This window comes from Rhizobium sp. Leaf384 (genome assembly GCF_001424065.1).
Taxonomy (GTDB): Bacteria; Pseudomonadota; Alphaproteobacteria; order Rhizobiales; family Rhizobiaceae; genus Ferranicluibacter.
Map to the genome: position 1 here is coordinate 473,742 of NZ_LMQE01000005.1, position 23,097 is coordinate 496,838.

Sequence of the window (23,097 nt, forward strand, 5' to 3'; positions counted from 1 at the left end):
GGTTTCTACATGGTCAGTCCCCGCACTGCCGAAGCGATCAAGCGCGTCATCGAAGACACGGAACGCCATGGTCTTCTCGCCATCACGGGCATCCGCAAAGAGTTTCCGGGCGTCGTCGCGCTCGATGATGTCCAGTTGCGCGTTCGACGCGGCACGGTTCACGCCCTTATGGGGGAAAACGGCGCCGGCAAATCGACGTTGATGAAGATCATCGCCGGGATCTATCAGCCCGATGCCGGCGAAATCCGTTTGCGCGGCGAGGTCGTCACGTTGAAATCGCCGCTCGATGCGCTCGAACAGGGCATCGCGATGATCCATCAAGAGCTGGCCCTGATGAACTGGATGACGGTCGCCGAAAACATCTGGATCCGGCGTGAGCCGAAAAACCGCTTCGGTCTGATCGATCATGGCCGTATGGCCGAGATGACCGCCGAACTCTTTGCCCGCCTCCGCATCAAGCTCGATCCGCGCGCCCAGGTGTCAGAGCTCACCGTCGCCCAGAAGCAGATGGTCGAGATCGCTCGTGCCGTGAGTTATGACAGCTCCATCCTCATCATGGACGAACCGACATCGGCTCTGACGGATCGCGAGGTCGAAGGCCTTTTCTCGATCATCCGTGACTTACGCGAGCGCGGGATCGGTATTGTCTACATTACCCACAAGATGAACGAGCTTTTCGAGATCGCCGACGAGTTCACGGTGTTTCGCGACGGCAAGTATGTCGGCTCTCATTTGTCGAAGGACGTCAACCGCGACGACATCATCCGCATGATGGTCGGGCGCGATATCACCGACATGTTCCCGAAGATCGAGTGCCCGATCGGCGAGGTCATCCTCGAGGTTCGCAATCTGACGATTCCCGGGGTGTTCCACGACATCTCGTTCTCGCTCCGGCGCGGCGAAATCCTGGGACTGGCAGGGCTCGTGGGGTCGAAGCGTTCGAATGTCGCCGAAGCGATCTTCGGGGTGACGCCGGCCACATCCGGCGAGATCCTTGTCGACGGAACGCCCGTGACGATCGGCAGCCCGAGCGCTGCCATGGCGCAGGGCTTTGCCTTCCTGACCGAAGATCGCAAGGAGACGGGCTGCTTCCTGAGCCTCAACTGCCTGGAGAATATTCAGTCGGCGCTGATCACACGTTCGCACGTCAAGGGCGGTTTCGTCGATCAATCCGCCGTCACCAAGCTTGCCGAGGACATGGCGCGCCAGTTGAGGGTGAAGACACCGAACCTTTACGAGACTGTCGAGAACCTCTCGGGCGGTAACCAGCAGAAGCTGCTGATCGCCCGCTGGCTCCTGACCAAGCCGCGCATCCTCATCCTCGACGAACCGACGCGCGGCATCGATGTCGGGGCAAAGTCGGAAATCCATCGGCTCATTACCGGTCTCGCGGCGGAGGGGGTCGCGGTGCTGATGATTTCGTCGGAACTGCCGGAGGTGCTGGGTATGAGCGATCGCATCGTCGTCATGCATGAAGGTCGCGTGTCCGGCGTGCTCGACCGCGCCGAAGCCACTCAAGTCAAGATCATGGACCTCGCTGCGCGCTAGTCGTGCATCGTGGGAGGAGACAGCGAACATGAACACCATCACGCAACCGGTTCCCAAGCTGCAGCAGACGCGGCGGCGCGTTCCGCCCGAGCTGACGATCCTTCTCGTGCTTGTCGGGATTTCGCTGACGTTCGAGATTCTCGGCTGGATGCTGCAGGGGCAGAGCTTCCTCGGCAATACGCAAAGACTTTCGATCATGATCCTGCAGGTGTCGGTGATCGGCATCATCGCGATCGGTGTCACGCAGGTCATCATCTCCGACGGCATCGACCTCAGTTCCGGCTCGATCGTCGGGGCAACGGCGATGATCTCCATGAGCCTGGCCCAGGTCGGCACCTTCGAGCGGGCGCTCTATCCAGGGCTGACGGATCTTCCGGTCATCGTGCCCGTGATTGCCGGGCTCCTGGTCGGCGTCATCTGCGGCGCGATCAACGGGCTCCTCATCGCTTACTCGCGTATTCCGCCGTTCATCGCGACGCTCGGTATGATGGTCACCGCACGGGGCTTTGCGAAGTGGTACACCAAAGGTCAGCCGATCAGCTTTCCCACGGACAGCTTTGCGGCGATCGGCAAGGGGCTCGCACCGGTCCTGATCTTTCTCATCGTCGCCGCCATCATGCATGTGGTCCTGCGCTACACCCGTTACGGCAAGTTCACCTATGCCATCGGCGCAAACAAGCAGGCAGCGCGCGTCTCGGGCATCGACGTCGAGCGTCACACGGTCAAGGTCTATGCGGTCGCGGGACTTCTCTCGGCGCTGGCCGGCATCGTGGTCGCTTCCCGCGGCCTCACCGCCCAGGCTGGCATGGGGACGAGCTATGAGCTCGATGCCATCGCCATGGCCGTCATCGGCGGCGTTTCCCTGTCCGGCGGTCGCGGCTCCATCCTCGGCACCATGATCGGCATGGTCATCTTCGGGGTCATCATCTCGGGGTTCACGTTCCTCCGGCTCGATGCCTATTACCAAGAAATGCTCAAGGGCATCATCATCGTCGCTGCCGTCGTGGCCGACGTCTATCGCCAGCGAAAGCGCGTGAAGAAGGCCTGAAACCAGGAGACGTCTTCGGAAGCAGACATGCCTCCCGTCCTCCAACATCGCCACCCATCGACCATCAATTAGCGAGACTTCCCATGAGACAGCTCCTGATCACGACCGCACTTTGCCTTTTTCTAACGCCTGGCCTTCTGGCAGCGCCGGCATTCGCCGAGACGAAGGTTGCGGTGTCCATGACGTCCTTCGACAATCCGTTTCTGACGATCCTGCTGAACGGCATCCGCGCCGGCGCAGCGAAGGACACGACGATTGAGCTTCTGACCGAAGACGCTCAGCTCGATCCGTCCAAGCAGCTCAGCCAGGTGGAGAACTTCATCGCCAACGGCGTCGACGCGATCATCGTCAATGCGGTTGACGGAGATGCGACAGCTGCGATCACGCAGGCGGCGCGTACCGCCAAGATTCCGCTCGTCTACGTCAACCATCCACCCGCCGAGCTTGAGAGCGGCCTTCCGGATGGCACCGCCTTCGTTGGCTCCAACGAGCTTGATTCCGGGACCATGGAAGCAGACGCAGCCTGCAAGTTGATGGGCGGCAAGGGTCGGGCCGTCATCCTGATGGGCCCTCTCGAGAACCATGCCGCCTTGACCCGGACAAAGGATGTCGAAGCCGTGTTCGCGCGGCCCGACTGCAAGATCGAGATCGTCGAGAAGCAGACCGCCAACTGGAACCGGACCCAGGCGCAGGATCTCACCGCGTCCTGGCTGACCGCAGGCACGCAGTTCGATGCTGTCATCGCCAACAACGACGAGATGGCCATCGGTGCCGCGCAGGCCCTGAAGTCGGCCGGCATCGACATGAAGAGCGTCGTGATTGCAGGGATCGACGCCACACCGGACGGCCTGGCGGCCCTGGCATCCGGCGATCTCGACCTGACGGTCTTTCAGAATGCCACCAAGCAGGGGGAAATCGCTGTCGAGACTGCCGTCGCGATGGCCTCGGGCAAGTCGACCGAGAAGGCCCTGTGGGTGCCCTTCGAACTCGTCACGCCTGAGAACATGGCGACCTACAAGTGAAACGACAGCGGCCCGGAGAAGCACCCCATGAAACACACCCTCGACCCCCACATGTTCCGGCACCTGTCGCTGGAGGACACCTGCCGGAAGGTCGCCGATCTCGGCTACGATTACGTCGAACTGTCCCCGCGGCCGGATTTTCTCTCCTGGTGGACGAGGCCAAAGGTCTATCCGGAGCGCGTCGCCAGCTTCAAGAAGGCGCTGAAGGATCACGGTGTCGGCCTTGCGACGCTCCAGCCGATGTATCGCTGGGCAAGTCCTTACCAGGACGAGTGGGACAACGCGATCGGCAACTGGAAGCGCGTCATCGAGATCGCGGTCGATATGGATGGTCCGATGCTCGTCTCGGAGTTCGGACGCGGCGGATCGCCGGACCGCAGCCTGAATGACCGCTCGGGCCTGCATCGTCCCGAAACCTGCGAGGCCCAGTTCTTCCGCGCCATGGATATCCTCGTGCCCCTCCTCGAGAAAGAGGGCCTCGTCCTGTCGCTCGAAGCGCATCCGGAGGACTGGATCGAGCAGATCGCGCCGGCCGTCGACATCATCAAGACGATCAACTCGCCGTCCGTCAAAGCATCGTTCATCGCGCCGCACACCTTCTTCTACGGTCCGGACATGGTCGCCAATCTTCGCGCGACGGAGGGGCATCTGGTGCATGTCCGGCTGGCCGACACCTACGACCACAACAAGTCGTCGGAGCTCCGCTACATCGTCAACCCTCCGGGTTCCAAGGTGCGCGTCCATCAGCACACCAACATCGGGCAGGGCGAGATCGATTTCGACACGTTCTTCGCGACACTCGCAGACATGAAATTCGACGGCGTCCTTTCGAACTGCGTGTTCGCCTGGGAAGACCGCGTCGATGAGAGCGCGCGCTTCATGCTCAACGAAACCCGGCGCTACGTCGCCAAATACTGGAACGAGGCCTGAAATGACTGTTAAAATTGGCGTTATCGGCACGGGCGCCATCGGGCGCGATCATGCGCGCCGCATCAACCATGTCCTCGGCGGCGCAAGGATCGTCGCTCTGAGCGACGTCAACCGGGCTTCGGCGGAAGCGGTCAAGGCCGACATCGCTCCGGATGCGGCCATTTTCGACACGGGCGAGGCGCTGATCGCCTCGCCGGACGTCGATGCCGTCCTCGTCACCTCCTGGGGCGCGACGCACGAACAATATGTTCTCGCAGCCATCGCTGCCGGCAAGCCGTGCTTCTGCGAGAAGCCGCTGGCGACCACGGCGGATGGCGGCAAGCGCATCGTCGATGCGGAAGTCGCTCATGGGAAACGCTTGGTGCAGGTCGGTTTCATGCGTCGCTACGATGCGGGCTACGTCGCCCTGAAGAAGGTCGTCGACAGCCAGATCGGTGCACCGATCATGGTTCATGCCGCCCACCGGAACCCCGTCGTTCCCGAGCAATACGTCACCCCGATGGCGATCCACGACACGATGATCCACGAGATCGACGTGCTGCGCTGGCTGCTCGACGACGACTATGTCTCCGCTCGTGTCCTCTTTCCGCGGGCCTCCGCCCGCAGCCATGCCAAGCTCCGCGATCCCCAGATCGTCATTCTGGAAACTGCCAAGGGCACGATCATCGACGTCGAGATCTTCGTGAACTGCCACTACGGCTACGACATCCAGTGCCAGGTCGTCGGCGAGGACGGGATCGCCAGTTTGCCCGACCCCATGGCCATTCCCATGCGTCTCGGTGCGCGCCAGCAGAGCGAAATCCTGACCGACTGGAAGGACCGTTTCATTGCCAGCTACGACGTCGAGCTCCAGGACTTCATCCACGCAGCGGCGAAGGGCACCGCCTCCGGCCCGAGTTCCTGGGACGGCTATGTCGCCGCGATCACATCGGATGCCTGCGTCAGCGCGCAGGATGCCGAAGGTGCCGCGATCGCCATCAATCTTCCCGCCCGTCCGGCGCTGTATAACTGAGGTCTCCCATGCGTTTTGCCATCAACCACATCACGGCTCCAAAACTTTCGCTCGACGATTTCTTCTCAACCGCCCGTCGGCTTGGCCTGAAGGAAGTCGAAATCCGCAACGACACCCCCGATGTCGTCCACACGTTGGACCCCGCAGACGTCAAGGCGGCGGCGGAAAAAGCCGGCGTCGAGATCCTTTCGATCAACGCGCTCTACCCCTTCAACGTCTGGTCGGGTGATCTGCCGGCAAAGGCCATGGCTCTGGCGGATTACGCTGCGGCGAGCGGCGCCAAGGCGCTTGTCATGTGCCCGCTGAACGACGGGACAAAGGTCTCGTTCGATGATCTCGTGGCGTCCCTCTCCGCCATGAAGCCGATCCTTGAAGAGCGCGGCCTGACGGGACTGGTCGAGCCTCTGGGGTTCCCGATCTCCTCCCTGAGAACGAAAGCGGAAGCGTTGCGCGCCATCGACGCGGCGGGTGGCGGCAATGTCTACCGACTGGTTCATGACACCTTCCATCATCACCTTGCCGGCGAAACCGAGCTCTTTGCGAGCCGCACGGGTCTCGTCCACATTTCGGGCGTGGTCGATCCGGCGGTGACGGTGGACGACATGCTCGACGCGCACCGCGTGCTGGTGGATGGCGCAGACCGCCTGGAGAACGTGGCCCAGATCAAGGCGTTGATTGCTGCCGGTTTCGATGGGGTCTTCAGCTTTGAGCCCTTCGCCGAAGAGGTCCACGCGCTTGACGATCCGGAAACGGCTGTCCGCGACAGCATCGCCTACGTGTCGGCACGGCTCTGATGCCTGGAATTTCCATGTCTGCGTTTCCGCGCAGGCATGGTCCAGTCCTGCAACCACGGCGCATGCCGGAGGATGAAATGAACAAATCACTGGATGTCATCACGATCGGTCGATCATCCGTCGATCTTTACGGCGCCCAGATCGGGGGACGCCTGGAGGACATGGGGTCGTTCCGCAAATATATCGGCGGCTCGCCGACCAATATGGCTGCAGGAACCGCCCGGCTCGGCCTCCGGTCCGCCCTGATCACCCGCGTCGGCAACGAGCATATGGGGCGCTTCGTTCGCGAGGAACTTGCGCGTGAAGGCGTCGATGTCACGGGTGTGACGACCGATCCGGAGCGGCTGACGGCGCTCGTGCTTCTCGGTATCCGCGACGAGGAGACATTCCCGCTGATCTTCTATCGCGAGAACTGCGCCGACATGGCCCTCTGCGAAGATGATATCGACGAAGCCCTGATCGCCCGCGCGCGCTCCGTCGTTGCCACCGGCACGCATCTGAGCCACCCCGATACGGAAAAGGCCGTTCTGAAAGCGTTGGAACTGGCCCGCAAGCACAGGGCCCGGACCGCGCTCGATATCGATTACCGCCCCAATCTCTGGGGCCTTGCCGGCCATGGCGACGGCGAAAGCCGCTTCGTGGAAAGTGCTGCCGTCACATCCAAGCTGCAATCGACGCTGCACCTCTTCGACCTCATCGTCGGAACGGAAGAAGAGTTCCACATTGCGGGCGGCTCCACGGAGACCCTCGCTGCATTGCGTGCGGTGCGCGCCGTCTCGCGCGCGACGCTCGTCTGCAAGCGCGGTGCGGCAGGGGCCGTCGCCTTCACGGGCGACATCCCCGACCATCTCGATGACGGAGAGACCGGACCCGGCTGCCCCATCGAGGTCTTCAACGTGTTGGGTGCTGGCGACGGGTTCATGTCCGGGCTCATCAAAGGTTGGCTTGAGGATGCCGCATGGCCGCGTGCCCTTCAATATGCCAATGCCTGCGGCGCCTTCGCCGTCAGCCGCCACGGCTGCACGCCAGCCTATCCCTCGCTGGAAGAACTCGCATTCTTCCTGGATCGCGGCGTCAAGACCAGGGCTCTGCGTCAGGATCTTGAGCTTGAGCAGATCCACTGGGCGACGAACCGGCACCAGGACTGGTCGACGATGCGCGTCTTCGCCTTCGATCACCGGATGCAGCTGGAAGCCATGCCGGGGGCAACGCCCGACAAGATCGGCCACTTCAAGACGCTTTGCCTTCAGGCGGCGCTCGGCGTGCAGGACAATCAGCCGGGATACGGCATTCTCTGCGACAGCCGCTTGGGCAAGCGCGCTCTGCAGGCCGCATCCGGCACCGGCCTCTGGATCGGTCGCCCGGTGGAGTGGCCGGGATCGCGTCCGCTGACCCTCGAGCCGGAACTCGGCCCTGATTTCGGGGGCCTCGACGAGTGGCCGCTCGACAATGTCGTGAAGGTGCTGTGCTTCTGCCATCCAGATGATGCGACCGACCTCAGGGATGCGCAGGAGGAGACGGTCAGGCGACTTTTTGCGGCCGCACGGCGCAACCGGCTGGAGTTTCTGCTGGAGATCATTCCGTCGAAAGTCAGCCCTGTGAATGATGACACCAACGCCACGCTGATCCGCCGCTTCTACGAGATCGGCGTCCATCCCGACTGGTGGAAGCTGGAGCCGATGGCGAGCCGCGTTGCCTGGGAGAATGCCTGCACCGCCATCACCGACAACGATCCGAATACACGCGGCATCGTCGTGCTCGGGCTTGATGCGCCGGAGGACGAATTGGCGGCCAGCTTCAAGGTTGCCGCCAGCTTCCCGCTGGTGAAGGGCTTTGCCGTGGGACGAACGATCTTTGGCCAGGCGGCCCGAGACTGGCTTGTAGGCGCGACCACAGATGCGGATGCCGTTGCCGATATGCAGGCCCGCTATCGCCGCCTTTGCGTCCTCTGGGACACGGCGCGGGCGGTGGCGCAGGACAATGATGCGGCGGTTTCGTCGCAGGGAGGACTTTGACATGATCGACACCGTTCGACTGACCGCGGCGCAAGCCATGTTCCGCTGGCTTTCCGTGCAGATGACCGAAGAGGGAGACCGCTTCATCGAAGGCGTCTGGGCGATCTTCGGCCATGGCAACGTCGCCGGTATCGGCGAGGCCTTGCATGGGATCGGTGCGAAGCTGCCGACATGGCGCGGACAGAACGAGCAGACGATGGCGCATGCGGCGATCGCCTATGCCAAGACGAAGCGCCGCCGGAAAGCCATGGCGGTAACCTCGTCCATCGGCCCCGGCTCGACCAATCTCGTGACGGCCGCAGCGCTCGCCCATGTGAACCGCCTGCCGGTCCTCTTCATTCCCGGCGACGTCTTTGCCAATCGCCGGCCGGATCCGGTTCTCCAGCAGATCGAGGATTTCGACGACGGAACGATGAGCGTCACCGACTGCTTCCGTCCGGTCAGCCGCTATTTCGACCGGATCACCCGGCCCGAGCATCTTCTGACCGCACTGCCGCGGGCCCTCCAGGTCATGACGGACCCGGCCACCTGCGGTCCCGTCACGCTCGCCTTCTGCCAGGACGTTCAGGCGGAGGCCTACGACTATCCGCTGTCCTTCTTCGACACGAAGACATGGCGCATCCGGCGGCCGGAGCCGGACATGCGGGAGGTCGAGGATGTGGTGGCGGCGCTGAAGGCGGCCGAGAACCCCGTGCTCGTTGCCGGCGGCGGCGTGCTCTATTCGGGTGCCGACGCTGACCTCTTGGCATTTGCCCGAAAGCACAACATCCCCGTCGTCGAGACGCAGGCCGGCAAGGGCGCGATCGACTGGGAGGAGAAGCTCAACTTCGGTTCGCCGGGGGTGACGGGCACGGATTGCGGCAACGCGATCGCGGCGAAGGCCGACCTGATCCTGGGCGTCGGAACGCGCTTCCAGGATTTCACGACGGGAAGCTGGACCATCTTCGGCAAGGCAAACCGCAAGCTCGTCTCCATCAACCTCACCGGCTACGACGCGGCCAAGCATGGTGCAATCCCGCTGGTCTCCGACGCGAAAGTGGCGCTGGAGCGGATATCGAAGGGGCTCGGCGAGCACCGCTTTGCCGATCCGGATTTCGCAGGGCGTGACGCCTGGTTCAAGGCGACGGATCAGGTGACGGCTGCACCGGAGGCTGCGAGCGCCAATGTCCTGCCGTCCGATGCCCAGGTCATCGGGGCGGTGCAGCGGGTTGCCGGGCCGCAGACGGTTGCCATGTGCGCAGCCGGCACCATGCCGGGCGCCCTGCAGATCCTCTGGCGGGCGGCCGCAGGCGGCTATCACATGGAATACGGCTTCTCCTGCATGGGCTACGAGGTCGCAGGCGCCTTTGGTATCAAGCTGGCGGCGCCGGACAAGGAGGTCGTCTGCTTCGTCGGCGACGGCTCCTACATGATGGCGAATTCCGAACTGGCAACCGCCGTCATGATGCGGGTGCCCTTCACCATCGTTCTCACCGACAACCGTGGTTACGGCTGCATCAACCGGCTCCAGCAGGAGTGCGGCGGTGCCGAGTTCAACAATATGTACAAGGACAGCAACATCGAGGTGCAGCCCGAGATCGACTTCGTGGCGCATGCCGGCTCGATGGGCGCACATGCGGTCAAGGTCGATGGCATCGCTGCCCTCGAAAGCGAGATCGTTCTGGCGCGCGATCGCCAGATCCCAACCGTGATCGTCATCGATACCGAGGCGGAAACCGGTCCGGGCATCGGCGGCGCCTGGTGGGATGTCGCCGTTCCCGCGGTCGGCGATACCGAGAAGCTCGCGCGCGCCCGCGCGCACTACGAGGCCAACACTGCGCGCCAGCGCATCAACTGAGATTTCGACAGGCCGGAAGGAACGACCATGATACTCTACGGAACCAACCCCATTGCCTGGTCGAACGACGACGATCAGACGATCGGCGCGCATCTGACGCTTGAGGACTGCCTGTCGGACTGCCGCAAGATCGGCTTCGACGGCATCGAGAAGGGCCACAAGATGCCGAACGAGGGCGGCGCCCTGAAGGAAGCGCTCGGCGCGTTCGGCCTGCGCTTCGTCGGCGGATGGCACTCCACCAACCTCCTCGTCAACGACCTGGAGACCGAGATGGCCGCGTTGCAGACCTTCATCGACATGACCAGGGCCGCCGGCGGCGACCACATCAATGCCTGCGAATGCTCCAACACCGTCCACGGCAGCGAGGGCACGCCGGTTAACGACCGACCCATCATGACCGATGCCGAGTGGACACGGTTTTCGCAAGGGTACGAGGCGCTATCCCGGCATGCCGCCGATCAGGGCGTCAAGATGGGCTACCACCATCACATGGGCACGATCATCGAGAGCGCTGCCGATATCGATCGCTTCATGAGCATGGCCGGGGCCCACACGCGCCTTCTCCTCGACACGGGCCACTGCACGTTCGGCGGTACCGACCCGCAGGACGTCGCCCGGAAATACATGGACCGCGTCACGCACATTCATGCCAAGAACATCCGGCCCGAGATCATGACCCGCGTCCGCTCCGAAAACCTGTCGTTTCTCGATGGCGTGCGGCTCGGGGTCTTCACCGTGCCGGGTGATCCGGAAGGCTGCGTCGCCTTCGAGCCCGTCCTGAAGATCGCCGCAGAGCACGGCTATGCGGGCTGGCTCGTCATCGAGGCGGAGCAGGACAGTGCCGTTCGGGAGCCGTTCCTCTACCAGAACATGGGCCTGAAAGCTCTGAAGGCGATGTCTCGTGACGTTGGTCTCGACACATCCTCCGCGACGTCAGCAGAATAAGGAGGGCAAGAGCGATGAGCATGCTTCGGCGCCGGCCCTTTGGCAGTCACGGTAAGGTCCACGAGATCACGCCGCAATCGGCCGGCTGGCGTTATGTCGGCTTCAGCCTCTACCGCCTGCGCGCGGGCGATACGATCGGCGAGGCGACCGGTTCCATGGAAGCTATTCTGGTGATGGTGGAGGGCAAGGCAAAGTTTCAGGCGGCGGGCACGGATTGGGGCGAACTCGGCGATCGCATGAACGTCTTCGAGCGCACGCCGCCGCACTGCCTCTATGTGCCGAACAATGAGACATGGCAGGCGGAGGCGACCACGGAGTGCACCATCGCCGTCTGCCTGGCTCCGGGAAAGGGCGGCCACAAGGCCCACCGCATCGGGCCGGACCGGATCACGCTCACCCCGCGCGGGGTCGGCGCGAACCAGCGCTTCATCAACAATATCGCGATGGAAGCCGACGACGACTGCGACAGCCTGCTCGTGACCGAAGTCTTCACGCCCGCCGGCAACTGGTCCTCTTATCCGAGCCATCGGCACGACGAGGACGATTTTCCGCGGATCACCTATCTGGAAGAGACCTATTACCACAGGCTCGATCCTGACACGGGGTTTGGCGTCCAGCGGGTCTACACGGAAGACGGCACGCTCGACGAGACGATGGCGGTGACGTCGCACGATGTCGTCCTCGTGCCACGCGGCCACCACCCCTGCGGCGCGCCCTATGGCTTCGACATGTACTATCTCAACGTCATGGCCGGCCCGCGGCGAAATTGGCGGTTCATCCCCGATCCCGCTGTCCAGTGGATCATCGACCGCGATACGAAGGCCTAACCGCTGCCAGCCGAAAGGACGTTTCATGCCGCTGATCAAGCTGCACATCCGCAAGGGCCGGTCGGAGGCCGACATCAAGCGTCTCCTCGACACGGTGCACGCGGTCATGCTGGACGCGTTTCATGTGCCGGAACGGGATCGCTACCAGATCGTGTTCGAACATGAAGACACCCATTTCCGCGCACTGGACACGGGCCTCGGCTTTACACGAACCGATCGTTTCGTCCTGATCGAAGTCGTCTCGCGGCCGAGGCCGAGACCCGAAAAGCTCGCATTCTATCAGGGCCTTGGTGATCAGCTGGCCGAGAAATGCGGCGTTCCGTCGTCCGATCTCATGGTGTCTTTCGTCGAGAACGGTGACGAGGACTGGTCGTTCGGCGCAGGTGTCGCTCAATTCGTGACGGGTAATCTATGACCGGTCGCCTGGACCCCGTCCCGCAAAGTCGTCGGGCGTCCGACTCCGCGCGTTCGCTTCCAGAACCCCGATTGACTGACAAGGACGACCGTCCGCGGGATCTCGATACGCTCAAAGCCCTGATGCTGGCGCGGCACGCAGACTTTCCCAAGCGGATCGCGACGCTTGCCCATTATGCCGTCGACCATCCCGACGACATTGCGTTCGGCACCGTCGCATCGATTGCAGAAGCTGCGCGTGTTTCGCCGTCGACGCTCGTCCGTTTTGGGCAGTTACTCGGATATAGCGGGTTCAGCGATCTTCAGTCGGTGTTCCAGCAGGCGGGACGCGCGAGAATCGTCTCCAAGGCCGCATCTCATGCTGCATTTGAGACTGGCCCCGCCCGCGACGACCGGAACGCCATTCAGGAGACGGTCGAGGCCTGCCGCATGTCGCTCGACGCGATGGGCGAGACGATCCGCCTTGCCGACATCAGGGCTGCGTCGGGCATGCTGTCGACGGCGGATAGCGTTTTCATTCTCGCGGACAAAGACGCTTTGCCGTTCGCAAGCTTCTTCCACCGGCGTCTTGTCGCAATGAACATCCGGGCGATCCTGCTGACCGACATGGTCTCCGCAACCGACATCCTCGTCCTTGCAAGGCGCGGCGATGCGGCCGTCATCCTGGAGACGGCCCCGTCCAGCAGCGCGCTCGCCGCTCATGTCGTGACCATCAGAGATCGGCAGATACCGATCGTCTGCATGACCGACACGCCACTGTCGCCCACGGCAGCACTCGCCACCATTCGTTTCGATCTCGCCGGTGCCGGCAGAGACGCCTTGTCACGCGTGACGGCGGGCATCGTACTCGGCGACGCCCTGGCGAACGGCATTCATGCGTCGTTGCAGACCACCGGCGGGTGACGGAAGCCTACTCCACCAGCCCTGCCTGCGTGAAGTCGATACCGAGCGCGTGCCGTATGCCGTCGAGCAGCCGCATGGTGGAAAGCGATGCTTCAACCGGTCGGCAGGCGGTCTCCCGCTTCCCTTCCGAGATCGCCCAGGCGATCTCGGCGGCTTCGTGGAACAGCCCCTCGAAATGCGCGCCCCTCGGCTCCTCGTAGCGAAGGCGGCGGGTGCCGTCGAGCGACCAGACGTCAAAACTGCCCGGCAGGTGAAACTCCGTCTCGAACCGGATCGTGCCGCGGCTGCCCATGATCGCCGCGTTCGTCGGGCTGAAACCGTAGGGCGAGGTCGCCATGGTGCCAAGCGCACCGTGCGCGTTGGAAACGACCACGGCGAGCTGACCGTTGACACCTGCCGGGTCCGGCGTGGCGAGACCGACGATGCGCTCCGGCGTGCCGAGAAGCTTTGCCAGGAGCGAAACAGGATATGTCCCGAGATCGAGCAGCGGCCCGCCGGCAAGCGTCGCATCGAAGATCCGATGCTCGCGTGGCAGATACTCGCCATATTCCGTATAGACGGACAGGATGTCGCCGATGACGCCCGCATCGAGGACTTGGCGGATCACGTCGAATTTCGGGAGGAAGTAGGTCCAGAGCGCCTCGGCGAAGAACACGCCCTTGGCCTGCGCGGCGGCCACCATCTCCGCTGCCTGGGCATGATTGAGCGCCACCGGCTTCTCGACGAGCACGTGTTTTCCGGCCGCGATCGCCAAGAGTGCGTGCTCATGGTGCAGGTTGTGAGGGGTCGCGACATAGATGATGTCGATATCGTCGGCAGCCACGAGCGCTTCGTAGCTGCCATAGGCGCGCGGCACCTGCCAGGCCGCCGCGAACCTTTCGGCGGCCTCGGGCGACCGCGAGCCGACCGCCGCGATCGTCTGGCGCGTCTGCGCCTGAACCGACTCGACGAACTTTGCGGCGATCCATCCTAAGCCGAGAATGCCCCAGCGCATTGGCGGGGCCTCCATCGGCGGTCGCGTCCGGGGCAAGGGCAGTGTTTCGGGGAAAGACATGGCGCTTCTCCTTCTCGTAACGTTCGCCTCAGCCGGCAATTGTCTGCCAGGTCTCGGTCTCGAGCGAGCGTTCCATCGCATCGATGATGCGTTCATTGGCGAGCCCGAAGTCGAAATTCGGGAAGCAGTCCGCACCGCTGCAGATACCGAAGATGAGATCGCGCACCTCGATAACCTTGACGTCGAAATAGCCAAGCCCGCCGCCGGCGAAGTCGAAACCAAAGAAGGCGCCGAACTGCGGGACCTGGCTTCCGGCAAGGATGGTCTTGAAACCGCGGTCCGGCTTCGGATCGGTGAAACGGGAAATCTTCAGCTCGTTGAAGCGCTCGCCATCCATGATGATCGTGCCCTCGGTGCCGGACACCTCCCAGTAGATGCCGAACACCTTGCCGGCGGCGACCCGCGAGGCCTCGATCGTGCCGCCGGCGCCATTCCTGAAGCGGATCAGCGTCTGGATCTGATCCTCATTCTCCACGGCCGCGCGTCGCGCATCCCTATTCGACGTTGCGCCGTAGCCGGACCCCCCCTGCGGCACAGGCCGTGTCGGAAAGAAGGTCTGCGACTGCGCGATGACCTGCTCGATATCGCCGACCAGATATTGCGCCACCGAGATCACGTGGCTTCCCAGATCCCCAAGCGCTCCGGAGCCTGCCTCCTTGCGGGTGCATCGCCAGGAAAACGGCAGGTCCGGATCGTTGAAGAAGCCCTGATCGAACCATCCGCGAAACCGCATCGGCGTGCCGATATCGCCGCGGTCGATCATGATCTTGGCGAGCATGGCGGCAGGCGTCTTGACGTTGTTGAAGGCGACCATGGTCTTCACGCCCTGCCTGCGGGCCGCCTCCGCCATTTCCTCGGCCTCCGCCAGCGTCACCGAGAGCGGTTTTTCGCAATAGACATGCTTGCCCGCGGCAATGGCGGCGAGCGCCATCTCGTGGTGCATCGCGTTGGGCGAGGTGATGTCGACCACATCGATTTCGGGATCGGTCACGAGGGTCCGCCAGTCGCCGGTGCTCCGCTCGAAGCCGAAGCGGTTGGCTGCATCCGCCGCAAGCTCGCCTGTGACGTCCGCGAGCATGCTTAGATGCGGGATCGCCGGCAAATCCCGGTAGAGCATCGCCGCGCGACGATAGGCGTCGGCATGGGCCTGCCCCATGAAGCCGGAGCCGATCAGGCCAATATTCAGCGTCTTCTTAGGCATCGTCGTTGTCCTCAATGCGGCCATCAGGCCGAAAACTGCGCAAGGATATGGTGAAAGCCCGCAGTGACGGCCGGCAGGGGCGGCACGATCGCCGGATCCTGCTCCGCCTCGATCACAAGCCATCCGCGATAGCCGCTCTCCCGGACGAAGCGCTCCAGTGGCGCGAAATCGAGGCTGCCATTGCCCGGCACGGTGAACATGCCGCTCCGCACGCCTTCGTTGAAGCTCAGGTCACGGTCGCGAACCGCAGCAAGCACCGGTGCGCGGACATCCTTCAGGTGGATATGAACGATGCGGTCGCCGAAGCGCTCGATCAGTCGAGGGTAGGCAAAGTCTGCCGCCGCCGCATGGCCCGTGTCGAGAAGAAGCCCGACCGACGGCGCTGCTGCGTCGAAGATCATGGATATCTCGTCGAACGTCTCGGCGACCATCATCAGATGATGATGATAGGCAAGCGTCAGGCCGTACGCACCGCCGAGTTTTTGGGCAAAATCGGTCAACCTCGCCGCATAGGCCGCAACGTCAACGCCTTGGAGATGCCGCCTCTTCGACATTGGCGCATCGAGAGGTGCGCCCGGCGTCATCATGGCCGTCTCGCCATAGACCATGACGGTCGATCCCATGGCGCGCAGCAGATCGGCATGGGCGGCGGCGGCGACAAGCTCGTCTTCGACGCTGCCTTCGGCAAGCCGGCCGGAATGCCAGCCCGAGGCAAGCGCAAGCCCACGAGGGTCGAGCAGGGGTGCCAGTGCCTCCGTCGTGCGTGGCAGCTTACGGCCAAGTTCGACCCCCTCATAGCCGGCACGAGCCGCATCATCGAGGCAGGTCTCGACCGGAATGTCGGCGCCAAGATCCTCCAGTACATCATTGGTCCATGACAAGGGACTCACGGCGAGGCGGACGCCAGATGGAAGTGCCGAAAGGTTTTGAGATCTCATCTTGGTCTCCGTTTGAAGGACAGGGTCATGGGCGCCCCCATCAGGGCCGCCACTTGGAGCCGATGTGGACGGGCAGTCCTGTGGCGACGGATTTCACGGCGGCTTCCGCGATCCGTTGTGCCTCCAGCCCGTCGCGGATAGTCGCCAGCGGTTTCGTGCCGGTGCGGATGAGGTCGATGAAGGCGGACATCTCGGCACGATAAGCCGTCGAGAAACGCTCGATGAAATAGTTCATCGGCGGGGAGGCTCGGAAGCCATCGGCATCGGCGATGAGGACCCCGCGCTGCGGGCGATTCTCGACATAGAGCACTTCATGGGCGCACAGCGCTTCAAGACGCTGATCATAACCGAAAGGTGCACGGCGGCAGTTGATCATCTGGACCAAGCGCCCGGATGCAGATGTCAGCGTGATCATGGCCGTATCGATATCGCCGGCTGCGCCGATCTCAGGGTCGATGAGGCAATTGCCGACGGCGTAGACGGTGATGATCTCCTCATCTAGTAGGTAGCGCGCCATGTCAAAGTCATGGATTGCCTGATCGCGGAACATGCCGCCTGATCGCTCTATATAGGCGCGGGGCGGCGGCGCGGGATCGCGCGTGTGCATGACGATATGTTCAAGCGGTCCAGCAGTTCCGCCCGCAATGCGACCCCGCACGAAGCGGAAATCGGGATCGTAACGGCGCTGGAAGGCAAGCAGGAAGGGCACGCCCGAACGCTCCACCGCATCGGTGACCGTCTCGACCGTCGCGAAATCGAGGCTCACAGGCTTTTCGCAAAAGATGGCTTTGCCGGCACGCGCGGCCTCGATCAGCAGAGCGGCATGCGTGTCCGTCGAACTCGCTATGATGACGCCATCAACCGACGGATCGGCAAAGACCTGCCCAGCCTCGACGATGTCCGCGCCGACGCTTGCCGCAAGCTCCGACCGGGCCTCACTCTCGATGGGATCGACGAGATAGCGTACTCGCACGGAGGGCAGGCTTGCAGCGTTCGTCGCGTGCACATGCCCGATGCGCCCTGCACCGAAGACGGCGAGATGTAGCATGAAGATCCTCCCGATCCACGTGAGCCGTTTTCAACCTAGTTCGTTGTCGACAGTCTAGCGCAGTGCTAATGAGGGGATACGTCGATCTTGATGAGATCTCCTCAAGCGGAGTGTGCCGTGGGAAAGCCGACATCGCGAGATCTTGCCATCGCAGCCGGGGTATCGCTGGCAACAGTCGATCGTGTCCTCAACGGGCGTGGTGGCGTGAGCCTGGACAAGGAGCGGAGTGTTCTCGAACAGGCGAGAAGGATGAAGATCAACCGCGTGATCGACCCACGCGCTGCCCGGACGCTACGTGTCGCCGTTCTCCTTCAGTCGCGCGCAAATCCGTTCCATGCGGCCGTGCAGGATGGTTTTGAGGGAGCCACGCGACTCTACCCCCAGTATAACCTGCAGTTTCAGGTTCATCACATCGACCCGGTTCGACCCGCCGCCACCGTGGCGCTCATTCAGGCCCTCGCCGGACACTGCGATGCTCTGATCATTGTCAGTTCACAAAATGAGGATGTCGCGAGCGCCCTTCGAGCTTGGGGCGGGCAGGGGAAACCTGTCATGACGCTGGCCACCGACATACGCAACGCGGACCGCATCGCCTATATCGGGCCCGACAACCGGAAAGCAGGGCGGGTCGCGGGAGATTTGATGGCGCGCCTGATGGGCAGAGAAGGCGGCGAAATCGTTATCATCTCCGGCATGCTGAGCATGATTGGTCACGAGGAGCGCGAAATGGGCTTTCGCGCCGTGTTGCGCGAACGCTATCCGCACTGCCGGGTAACGGACGTTCTGGAGAGCCTGGAACGCGCGGAGACGGCGGGCGATCTCGTTTTCGACGCTCTGCGCAGAAATCCTGAGATCCGTGGCATCTACAATGCCTCCGCCGGCGCCCAGACGGTCGTAACGGCGCTTAAGACGCTCGGTCGCGCTGAAGAGGTCGTTTTCATTACCCATGAACTGACAGAAGACCGCCGCCAGCTCATTCGCCAAGGACTTATCGACGTCATTATCGACCAACGACCCGAACTAGAAGTACAGACCGCCGTCCAGGCATTAGCGGCCTATTTCGGCAGGAACGACAATCCCTTGGCATCCCTCGTGACTCCGATCGATATCTACATGATTGAGAACGCATGAAGCGCGAAGAAGCCAGTAAACTGATTATTGTATCCCATACCTGATAGCATTTAGTGGGTCGCTGGTTCATATCTCATCAAGGCGATAGGGTCGTCCGTTGCGTTAAACCGCAGATCCCTCCATTTTCCGTTGAGAGTTCATCGTCGTCAATGCCGTTCATTTTAGTAATCTTTCGATTACATTCTGTCGGCGATCGCGCAGATAGAGGGCCATTGAACGCGAAAACACTATCAGGACAATGGAGCGTAAGGCAGCGTGACGCCGCTTATTTTTGAGTGGTATTTGCGAGGCGAGCAGCCCATGACGCGCTTGAAGGCAGTGCTGAAGGCGCTGTCTGAGTCATATCCAGCCGCCATTCCGGCCGAGGCGACGTTCGTATGCGGCTGCCGCAGAGCCTCGGCGGCCAGCATCATGCGCCAGCGCGTGAGATACTCCATCGGGCTGGCGCCAACGCGTGCCTTGAAGCGAAGTGCGAAGACCGTGCGCGACATCCCCGCGATCTTGGCCATTACCGCCACGCTCCATCGGCGAGCCGGCTCTGCATGCAGGGCTGCAATGACCGAAGCGACGGGAGGATCAGCCAGCGCCGACAACCATCCCACACGCGCGCCGTCCCGCGCCGTCAGATGCTGGCGCAGTGCCTGGATCAGGATCAGGTGTGAAAGGTGCTCGACAAGAAGGTCGCTGCCGGCTCTGGGCGTGCGCAACTCGGCCATCATCCGGTCCAGCGCCCAGCGCATCGCCGTCTGATCATTTTCGTCGTCGATATGGACGACGGGCGGAAGCAGGCCCAGGAGCAGAGCGGAATCAGGACCGTCGAAGTCAAAATGCGCGGCACAGATGAAGCAATCTCCGCCCTCTCCATAGGTGACCACAGCGCCATTGCTTCGGCCTGCGAAGAAAACGTCAGCCGCCACGGGCGCAAGATCGGGATCGCTGCCGATGCGAAACGGACGACCGCTCGGCAGCAGAACGCAATGGCCGGCTTTGAGGCGGAGCGGGCAGGACCCGTCCTCCACCGTCAACCAGCAGGCACCTTCCAACACCGCATAACAATAGAGGCCCGTATGCGGCGGGAACGAAATGGAGAGATCGCCGGAGGCATCCGTGGCGCCGGTCTTCAGCCGCCGCGGTTTCAGCATGGTCAAAATGTCGGAAAGCGGATCCATTTTGGAACGATCGCAAAGATTTTTAGGTGTGGCAAGCATAGATGGTCCGGAATGACGGGGCTAGTGTGCGAGCACGGAATCATCAAAGGAAATCGCATGCCAGGTTCACCACATCTTCGGCCGACCCGACATTGCGCATCGGCAACGCCATGACGGCGGTGCCTATCGATCGGTCCCGTGGGGTCCGGCTCGGCTGGGCGGCCTCGGCAACGATCTCCACCGCGTTGGCTGTCGTCTCCTATCGCTATCTGGCCGGACAGGGACCCGTGCCTGCGAATGTCGCGGCCAATCGACACTTCGATCCCTCGATCGCCGTGCACGCGGGGGGCGCAGCGACAGCCCTGCTTCCTGGACCCTGGCAGTTCCTGCCGGGTCTGAGGGCTCGCTGGCCGTCGGTCCACCGGTGGATCGGTCGCCTGTATGCGGCAGGCTGCGCGAGCGGCGGGCTTGCAGCGCTCGTGCTGGCGACGGGTCTGACCACCGGGCCCGTGGCCGGTGCGGGTTTCGCGACCCTCGGCCTTGCCTGGCTTGCGACCACAGGTCTGGCGATACGCGAAGCCCTTGCCCGGCGCATCGCATCGCATCGACGCCGGATGATCCGGTCCTTCGCGCTCACGCTTTCCGCCTTGACGCTGCGCCTCTACCTGCCGCTCTCGGGCGTCCTCTCCATCGACTTTCAGACGGCCTATCCCGCCATCGCCTGGGTCTGCTGGCTACCAAACCTCATGCTCGCCGAGGTCTATCTCAGGCGTCGGGCGACAGGGGTTGATGCCGCTCGGCCCGTGACAATCTCTCAGGAGTGATCGAATGCGTATTTTCATGACCGGAGCAACCGGTTTCGTCGGGCCGGCGCTGATCGCGCATCTGTCGGCAAAGGGCCACGAGATCACCGGGCTTGCCCGGTCAGAGGCGGCAGAGCAAAAAGTGCGGTCTCTCGGCGCACGTCCGCTTGTCGGCAGCATCCTCGATCTCGACACGCTTCGCAGAGGCGCTGCCGAGGCCGACGCGGTCGTCCATCTCGCCTACAGCTTTTCGCCGGCCGACCTGCCGCGCCGGCGCCTGTTCGGCGCTCTGCTTGGTGGATGGCCCGGCAACATCGTCGCGAGAATGATGCAGGCGATCACCGCCACGAACGACGCAGCCATCGATGCCTTGGCCGGCGCGTTGGCGAGGTCCGGACGCCCGATGGTGACAGCGTTCGCCACAATGGGCGTGGCCGGCCCCCCCGGCGTGCGCGCCGGACGCGTTGCGGTCGAAACCGACGCGCCCGATCCCCGCTCGCCCGGTCACGTTCGCGCAATCAGCGAGGTGCTGGTGGAGCACTGGGCGCAGCGGGGCGTTCGCGCGTCGATCGTGCGGCTCGCTCCATCGGTGCACGGCCGGGGCGATGGCGGCCTGGTTCCGCAGCTTGCAACAGCCGCTCGAAAGCATGGTGAGGTTCTCTATGTCGCAGACGGCTCCAATCGATGGAGTGGCGTGCATATCGGCGATGCCATCACGCTGCTGGCGTTGGCGCTGGAAAAGGGCCGGGCTGGGGGTGTCTATCACGGCGCCGCAGAGGAGGGGATCGCGTACAAGCAGATTGCCGAGATCATGGCCGAAGGTCTCGGACTTCCCGCCCGTTCCGCAACCTCGCGTCACGCCAAGCGCCAGTTCGGCTTCCTGGCGCCCTTCGTGGCTGCCGACAATCCCGTCGATAGCCGGCGAACGCGGCAGGAGCTCGGATGGCAACCGGTTGGGCCGGCATTGACGGATGATCTCAGAGGACCGGATTATTTCGGCTTGGGCTAAGCTGAGCGCGCGAGGGAAGGAGCCGGACGAAAACCGCCCGGCTCGTCGGTGTCATCGGGAGGATCAGAAGCTCACGATGATCTTGCCCCGCGCTCTGCCAGATGCCTGGCGTTCGAATGCCTCTGCGAAGGATGTGACAGGCAAGACGCTGTCGATCAAGGTCGAATGTCCTTTGTCGCGGTAGGTTTTGACCAGATACGACAGCCGTTTGGCGTTTGATGTGTGAAACACGAACGCAGCTTCGACCTTGTGGGCTGCTGCCAGCGCCTGATCCGGGGGCGACACGGTCGAAACCAGCTTTCCGCCGCTGCGCAGCACCTCGAAGGAACCCTGTTGTGTCTCCCCGCCGATCGTGTCCAGCACCACGTCGACATCGGAAACCCTCTGGGTGACATCGTCGGATCGATAGTCGATGACGTGATGGGCCCCCAGCTTACGCGCGATCTCAAGGCCGTCTCCCGAAGCGGTGGCAATGACGCGGGCGCCGAGCCCTCTGGCCAACTGGATGGCGAAGCTGCCGACGCCCCCACTGCCGGCATGCACAAGCACGGTCTGGCCGGCTTTCAGATCCGCCATCTCGACAAGCGCCTGCCAAGCGGTTCCTGCAGCGGTCGGCAATCCGGCTGCGCTGCTGAAGTCTAGGTCGTCCGGAACAAGGACCAGTTGATCTTCCGGAACGATCGCGTAGTCCGCAAACGCGCCGCCCACGGTTGGATCGAGCCGCGCGATGACCCGATCGCCTGCTCTGAAGCGAGACGTGAGCGAACCTGTCTTCCCGATTGTGCCGGCGAGATCCGTGCCCAAGGCCGACGGGAAGGTGAGCGGGAAGTAGGCGTGGACCTGACCGCGCTGCAGCTTGACGTCGAGCGGGTTCAAGGCTGCGGCTGCGATGCGGACGAGCACCTCGCCATCGCCCGGTACCGGGATAGAGACCTCCGTCAGAACCGGTGTTTGCCCATAGGAGGAGAGAATGATCTGTCGCATTGTGTGATCCTCAATTCTCAACTGGCCAGGCGCCCATTTGGGTGAACCAACCCATCCAGTCTTCCATGTGCCAAGTGTGGGTGATCCGGCCGTTGTCGAAAGCGTGGAACTCGTGGATCGGAAGCGAGAATGTGCGGCCGGTCGGGGCGACCCCGAACCAGTCTGAAACGTGACGGCCCGTGATCACGGCGCGGACCGCAGCCTTCTCAGGCCCGCCGATGACATCGAGGATCTCGATCTTGATGTCGGCAAAAGCCTTTAAGAAGGCCACGATCATGGGCTTGAAGCCTTCCCGTCCTTCGGCTTGGCCGGGAGCCAGCGGGATGTCGCGCCAGTCGGGCACGACGCTGTCGTCGAGAAGGTCAGGGTTCCCCTCGAACGCCTTGTAGAAGGTGCGAAGGGTTTGGAGATCGGCGGCCCCGATACCGCTGATGGAGAGGTGTTTGTCGCTCATGGCAATTCCCTTGGTTGGCGATAAGGGAACGT

The 23,097-nt window shown here is 63.0% G+C and carries 22 protein-coding genes; 15 read left to right on the forward strand and 7 right to left on the reverse strand.

Going from position 1 to position 23,097, the window contains the following annotated elements:
* Positions 1–9 precede the first annotated feature (9 nt).
* The 12 genes from ASG25_RS10530 to ASG25_RS10585 all read left to right on the forward strand — a co-directional run bounded on the left by ASG25_RS10530 (position 10) and on the right by ASG25_RS10585 (position 13,295).
* Positions 10–1,548, forward strand: a complete 1,539-nt coding sequence (locus ASG25_RS10530; protein WP_062473220.1) for a sugar ABC transporter ATP-binding protein — start codon at positions 10–12, stop codon at positions 1,546–1,548.
* Positions 1,549–1,576: 28 nt separating this feature from the next.
* Positions 1,577–2,596: an ABC transporter permease gene (locus tag ASG25_RS10535; protein WP_062473222.1), complete on the forward strand. Its 1,020-nt coding sequence runs from the start codon at positions 1,577–1,579 to the stop codon at positions 2,594–2,596.
* Positions 2,597–2,679: 83 nt separating this feature from the next.
* Positions 2,680–3,618 (forward strand): sugar ABC transporter substrate-binding protein, encoded by a 939-nt coding sequence (locus tag ASG25_RS10540; RefSeq protein WP_062473225.1) that lies wholly within the window; start codon positions 2,680–2,682, stop codon positions 3,616–3,618.
* Between the two features lie 27 nt (positions 3,619–3,645).
* A complete protein-coding gene (locus ASG25_RS10545; protein ID WP_062473227.1) occupies positions 3,646–4,548 on the forward strand; it encodes a sugar phosphate isomerase/epimerase in 903 nt (300 codons plus the stop codon).
* Between the two features lies 1 nt (position 4,549).
* Positions 4,550–5,560 carry a Gfo/Idh/MocA family oxidoreductase gene (locus ASG25_RS10550; protein ID WP_062473229.1) on the forward strand — a complete coding sequence of 337 codons (1,011 nt, stop codon included), beginning with the start codon at positions 4,550–4,552 and terminating at the stop codon, positions 5,558–5,560.
* A gap of 8 nt (positions 5,561–5,568) precedes the next feature.
* Entirely contained in the window at positions 5,569–6,354 is a 786-nt protein-coding gene (locus ASG25_RS10555) for a TIM barrel protein (protein WP_062473235.1), read from the forward strand.
* A gap of 77 nt (positions 6,355–6,431) precedes the next feature.
* A complete protein-coding gene (gene iolC, locus ASG25_RS10560; protein WP_062473237.1) occupies positions 6,432–8,369 on the forward strand; it encodes a 5-dehydro-2-deoxygluconokinase in 1,938 nt (645 codons plus the stop codon).
* A gap of 1 nt (position 8,370) precedes the next feature.
* Entirely contained in the window at positions 8,371–10,206 is a 1,836-nt protein-coding gene (gene iolD / locus ASG25_RS10565) for a 3D-(3,5/4)-trihydroxycyclohexane-1,2-dione acylhydrolase (decyclizing) (protein WP_062473239.1), read from the forward strand.
* A 27-nt stretch (positions 10,207–10,233) separates the two neighbouring features.
* Positions 10,234–11,151 (forward strand): myo-inosose-2 dehydratase, encoded by a 918-nt coding sequence (gene iolE, locus ASG25_RS10570; RefSeq protein ID WP_062473241.1) that lies wholly within the window; start codon positions 10,234–10,236, stop codon positions 11,149–11,151.
* Positions 11,152–11,165: 14 nt separating this feature from the next.
* Positions 11,166–11,978 carry a 5-deoxy-glucuronate isomerase gene (gene iolB / locus ASG25_RS10575; protein ID WP_062473242.1) on the forward strand — a complete coding sequence of 271 codons (813 nt, stop codon included), beginning with the start codon at positions 11,166–11,168 and terminating at the stop codon, positions 11,976–11,978.
* Between the two features lie 25 nt (positions 11,979–12,003).
* Positions 12,004–12,393 (forward strand): tautomerase family protein, encoded by a 390-nt coding sequence (locus tag ASG25_RS10580; RefSeq protein ID WP_062473244.1) that lies wholly within the window; start codon positions 12,004–12,006, stop codon positions 12,391–12,393.
* Positions 12,394–12,464: 71 nt separating this feature from the next.
* Positions 12,465–13,295 (forward strand): MurR/RpiR family transcriptional regulator, encoded by an 831-nt coding sequence (locus ASG25_RS10585; RefSeq protein ID WP_062473246.1) that lies wholly within the window; start codon positions 12,465–12,467, stop codon positions 13,293–13,295.
* A 7-nt stretch (positions 13,296–13,302) separates the two neighbouring features.
* Here ASG25_RS10585 and ASG25_RS10590 read toward each other — a convergent pair whose 3' ends face one another.
* From ASG25_RS10590 to iolG, 4 genes are read right to left on the reverse strand one after another with little or no spacing between them, the layout of a single operon-like run.
* Positions 13,303–14,349 (reverse strand): Gfo/Idh/MocA family oxidoreductase, encoded by a 1,047-nt coding sequence (locus ASG25_RS10590; RefSeq protein WP_062473248.1) that lies wholly within the window; start codon positions 14,347–14,349, stop codon positions 13,303–13,305.
* Between the two features lie 28 nt (positions 14,350–14,377).
* Complete coding sequence (locus ASG25_RS10595; protein WP_062473250.1) at positions 14,378–15,550, reverse strand: Gfo/Idh/MocA family oxidoreductase; 1,173 nt, start codon at positions 15,548–15,550, stop codon at positions 14,378–14,380.
* Positions 15,551–15,573: 23 nt separating this feature from the next.
* Positions 15,574–16,488: a myo-inosose-2 dehydratase gene (gene iolE, locus ASG25_RS10600; protein WP_062473252.1), complete on the reverse strand. Its 915-nt coding sequence runs from the start codon at positions 16,486–16,488 to the stop codon at positions 15,574–15,576.
* A gap of 40 nt (positions 16,489–16,528) precedes the next feature.
* Complete coding sequence (gene iolG / locus ASG25_RS10605; RefSeq protein ID WP_062473255.1) at positions 16,529–17,536, reverse strand: inositol 2-dehydrogenase; 1,008 nt, start codon at positions 17,534–17,536, stop codon at positions 16,529–16,531.
* 117 nt (positions 17,537–17,653) lie between these two features.
* Between iolG and ASG25_RS10610 the strand changes: the two genes are divergently transcribed.
* The gene (locus ASG25_RS10610) at positions 17,654–18,667 is read left to right on the forward strand and encodes a LacI family DNA-binding transcriptional regulator (protein ID WP_062473257.1); all 1,014 of its coding nucleotides are present in this window, start codon (positions 17,654–17,656) and stop codon (positions 18,665–18,667) included.
* A gap of 230 nt (positions 18,668–18,897) precedes the next feature.
* Here the strand turns inward: ASG25_RS10610 and ASG25_RS10615 are convergent, their stop codons facing one another.
* Complete coding sequence (locus ASG25_RS10615) at positions 18,898–19,875, reverse strand: AraC family transcriptional regulator (RefSeq protein WP_347360101.1); 978 nt, start codon at positions 19,873–19,875, stop codon at positions 18,898–18,900.
* Positions 19,876–19,985: 110 nt separating this feature from the next.
* Between ASG25_RS10615 and ASG25_RS10620 the strand changes: the two genes are divergently transcribed.
* Both ASG25_RS10620 and ASG25_RS10625 read left to right on the forward strand, forming a co-directional pair.
* A complete protein-coding gene (locus ASG25_RS10620) occupies positions 19,986–20,639 on the forward strand; it encodes a DUF2306 domain-containing protein (RefSeq protein ID WP_062474474.1) in 654 nt (217 codons plus the stop codon).
* Positions 20,640–20,643: 4 nt separating this feature from the next.
* Complete coding sequence (locus tag ASG25_RS10625; RefSeq protein WP_062473260.1) at positions 20,644–21,627, forward strand: SDR family oxidoreductase; 984 nt, start codon at positions 20,644–20,646, stop codon at positions 21,625–21,627.
* A gap of 63 nt (positions 21,628–21,690) precedes the next feature.
* On the opposite strand, the gene ASG25_RS10630 is transcribed toward ASG25_RS10625, so the two are convergent.
* Together ASG25_RS10630 and ASG25_RS10635 are read right to left on the reverse strand one after the other, a co-directional pair.
* Positions 21,691–22,611: an NADP-dependent oxidoreductase gene (locus ASG25_RS10630; protein ID WP_062473262.1), complete on the reverse strand. Its 921-nt coding sequence runs from the start codon at positions 22,609–22,611 to the stop codon at positions 21,691–21,693.
* 10 nt (positions 22,612–22,621) lie between these two features.
* Complete coding sequence (locus ASG25_RS10635; protein ID WP_062473264.1) at positions 22,622–23,065, reverse strand: ester cyclase; 444 nt, start codon at positions 23,063–23,065, stop codon at positions 22,622–22,624.
* Positions 23,066–23,097 lie beyond the last annotated feature (32 nt).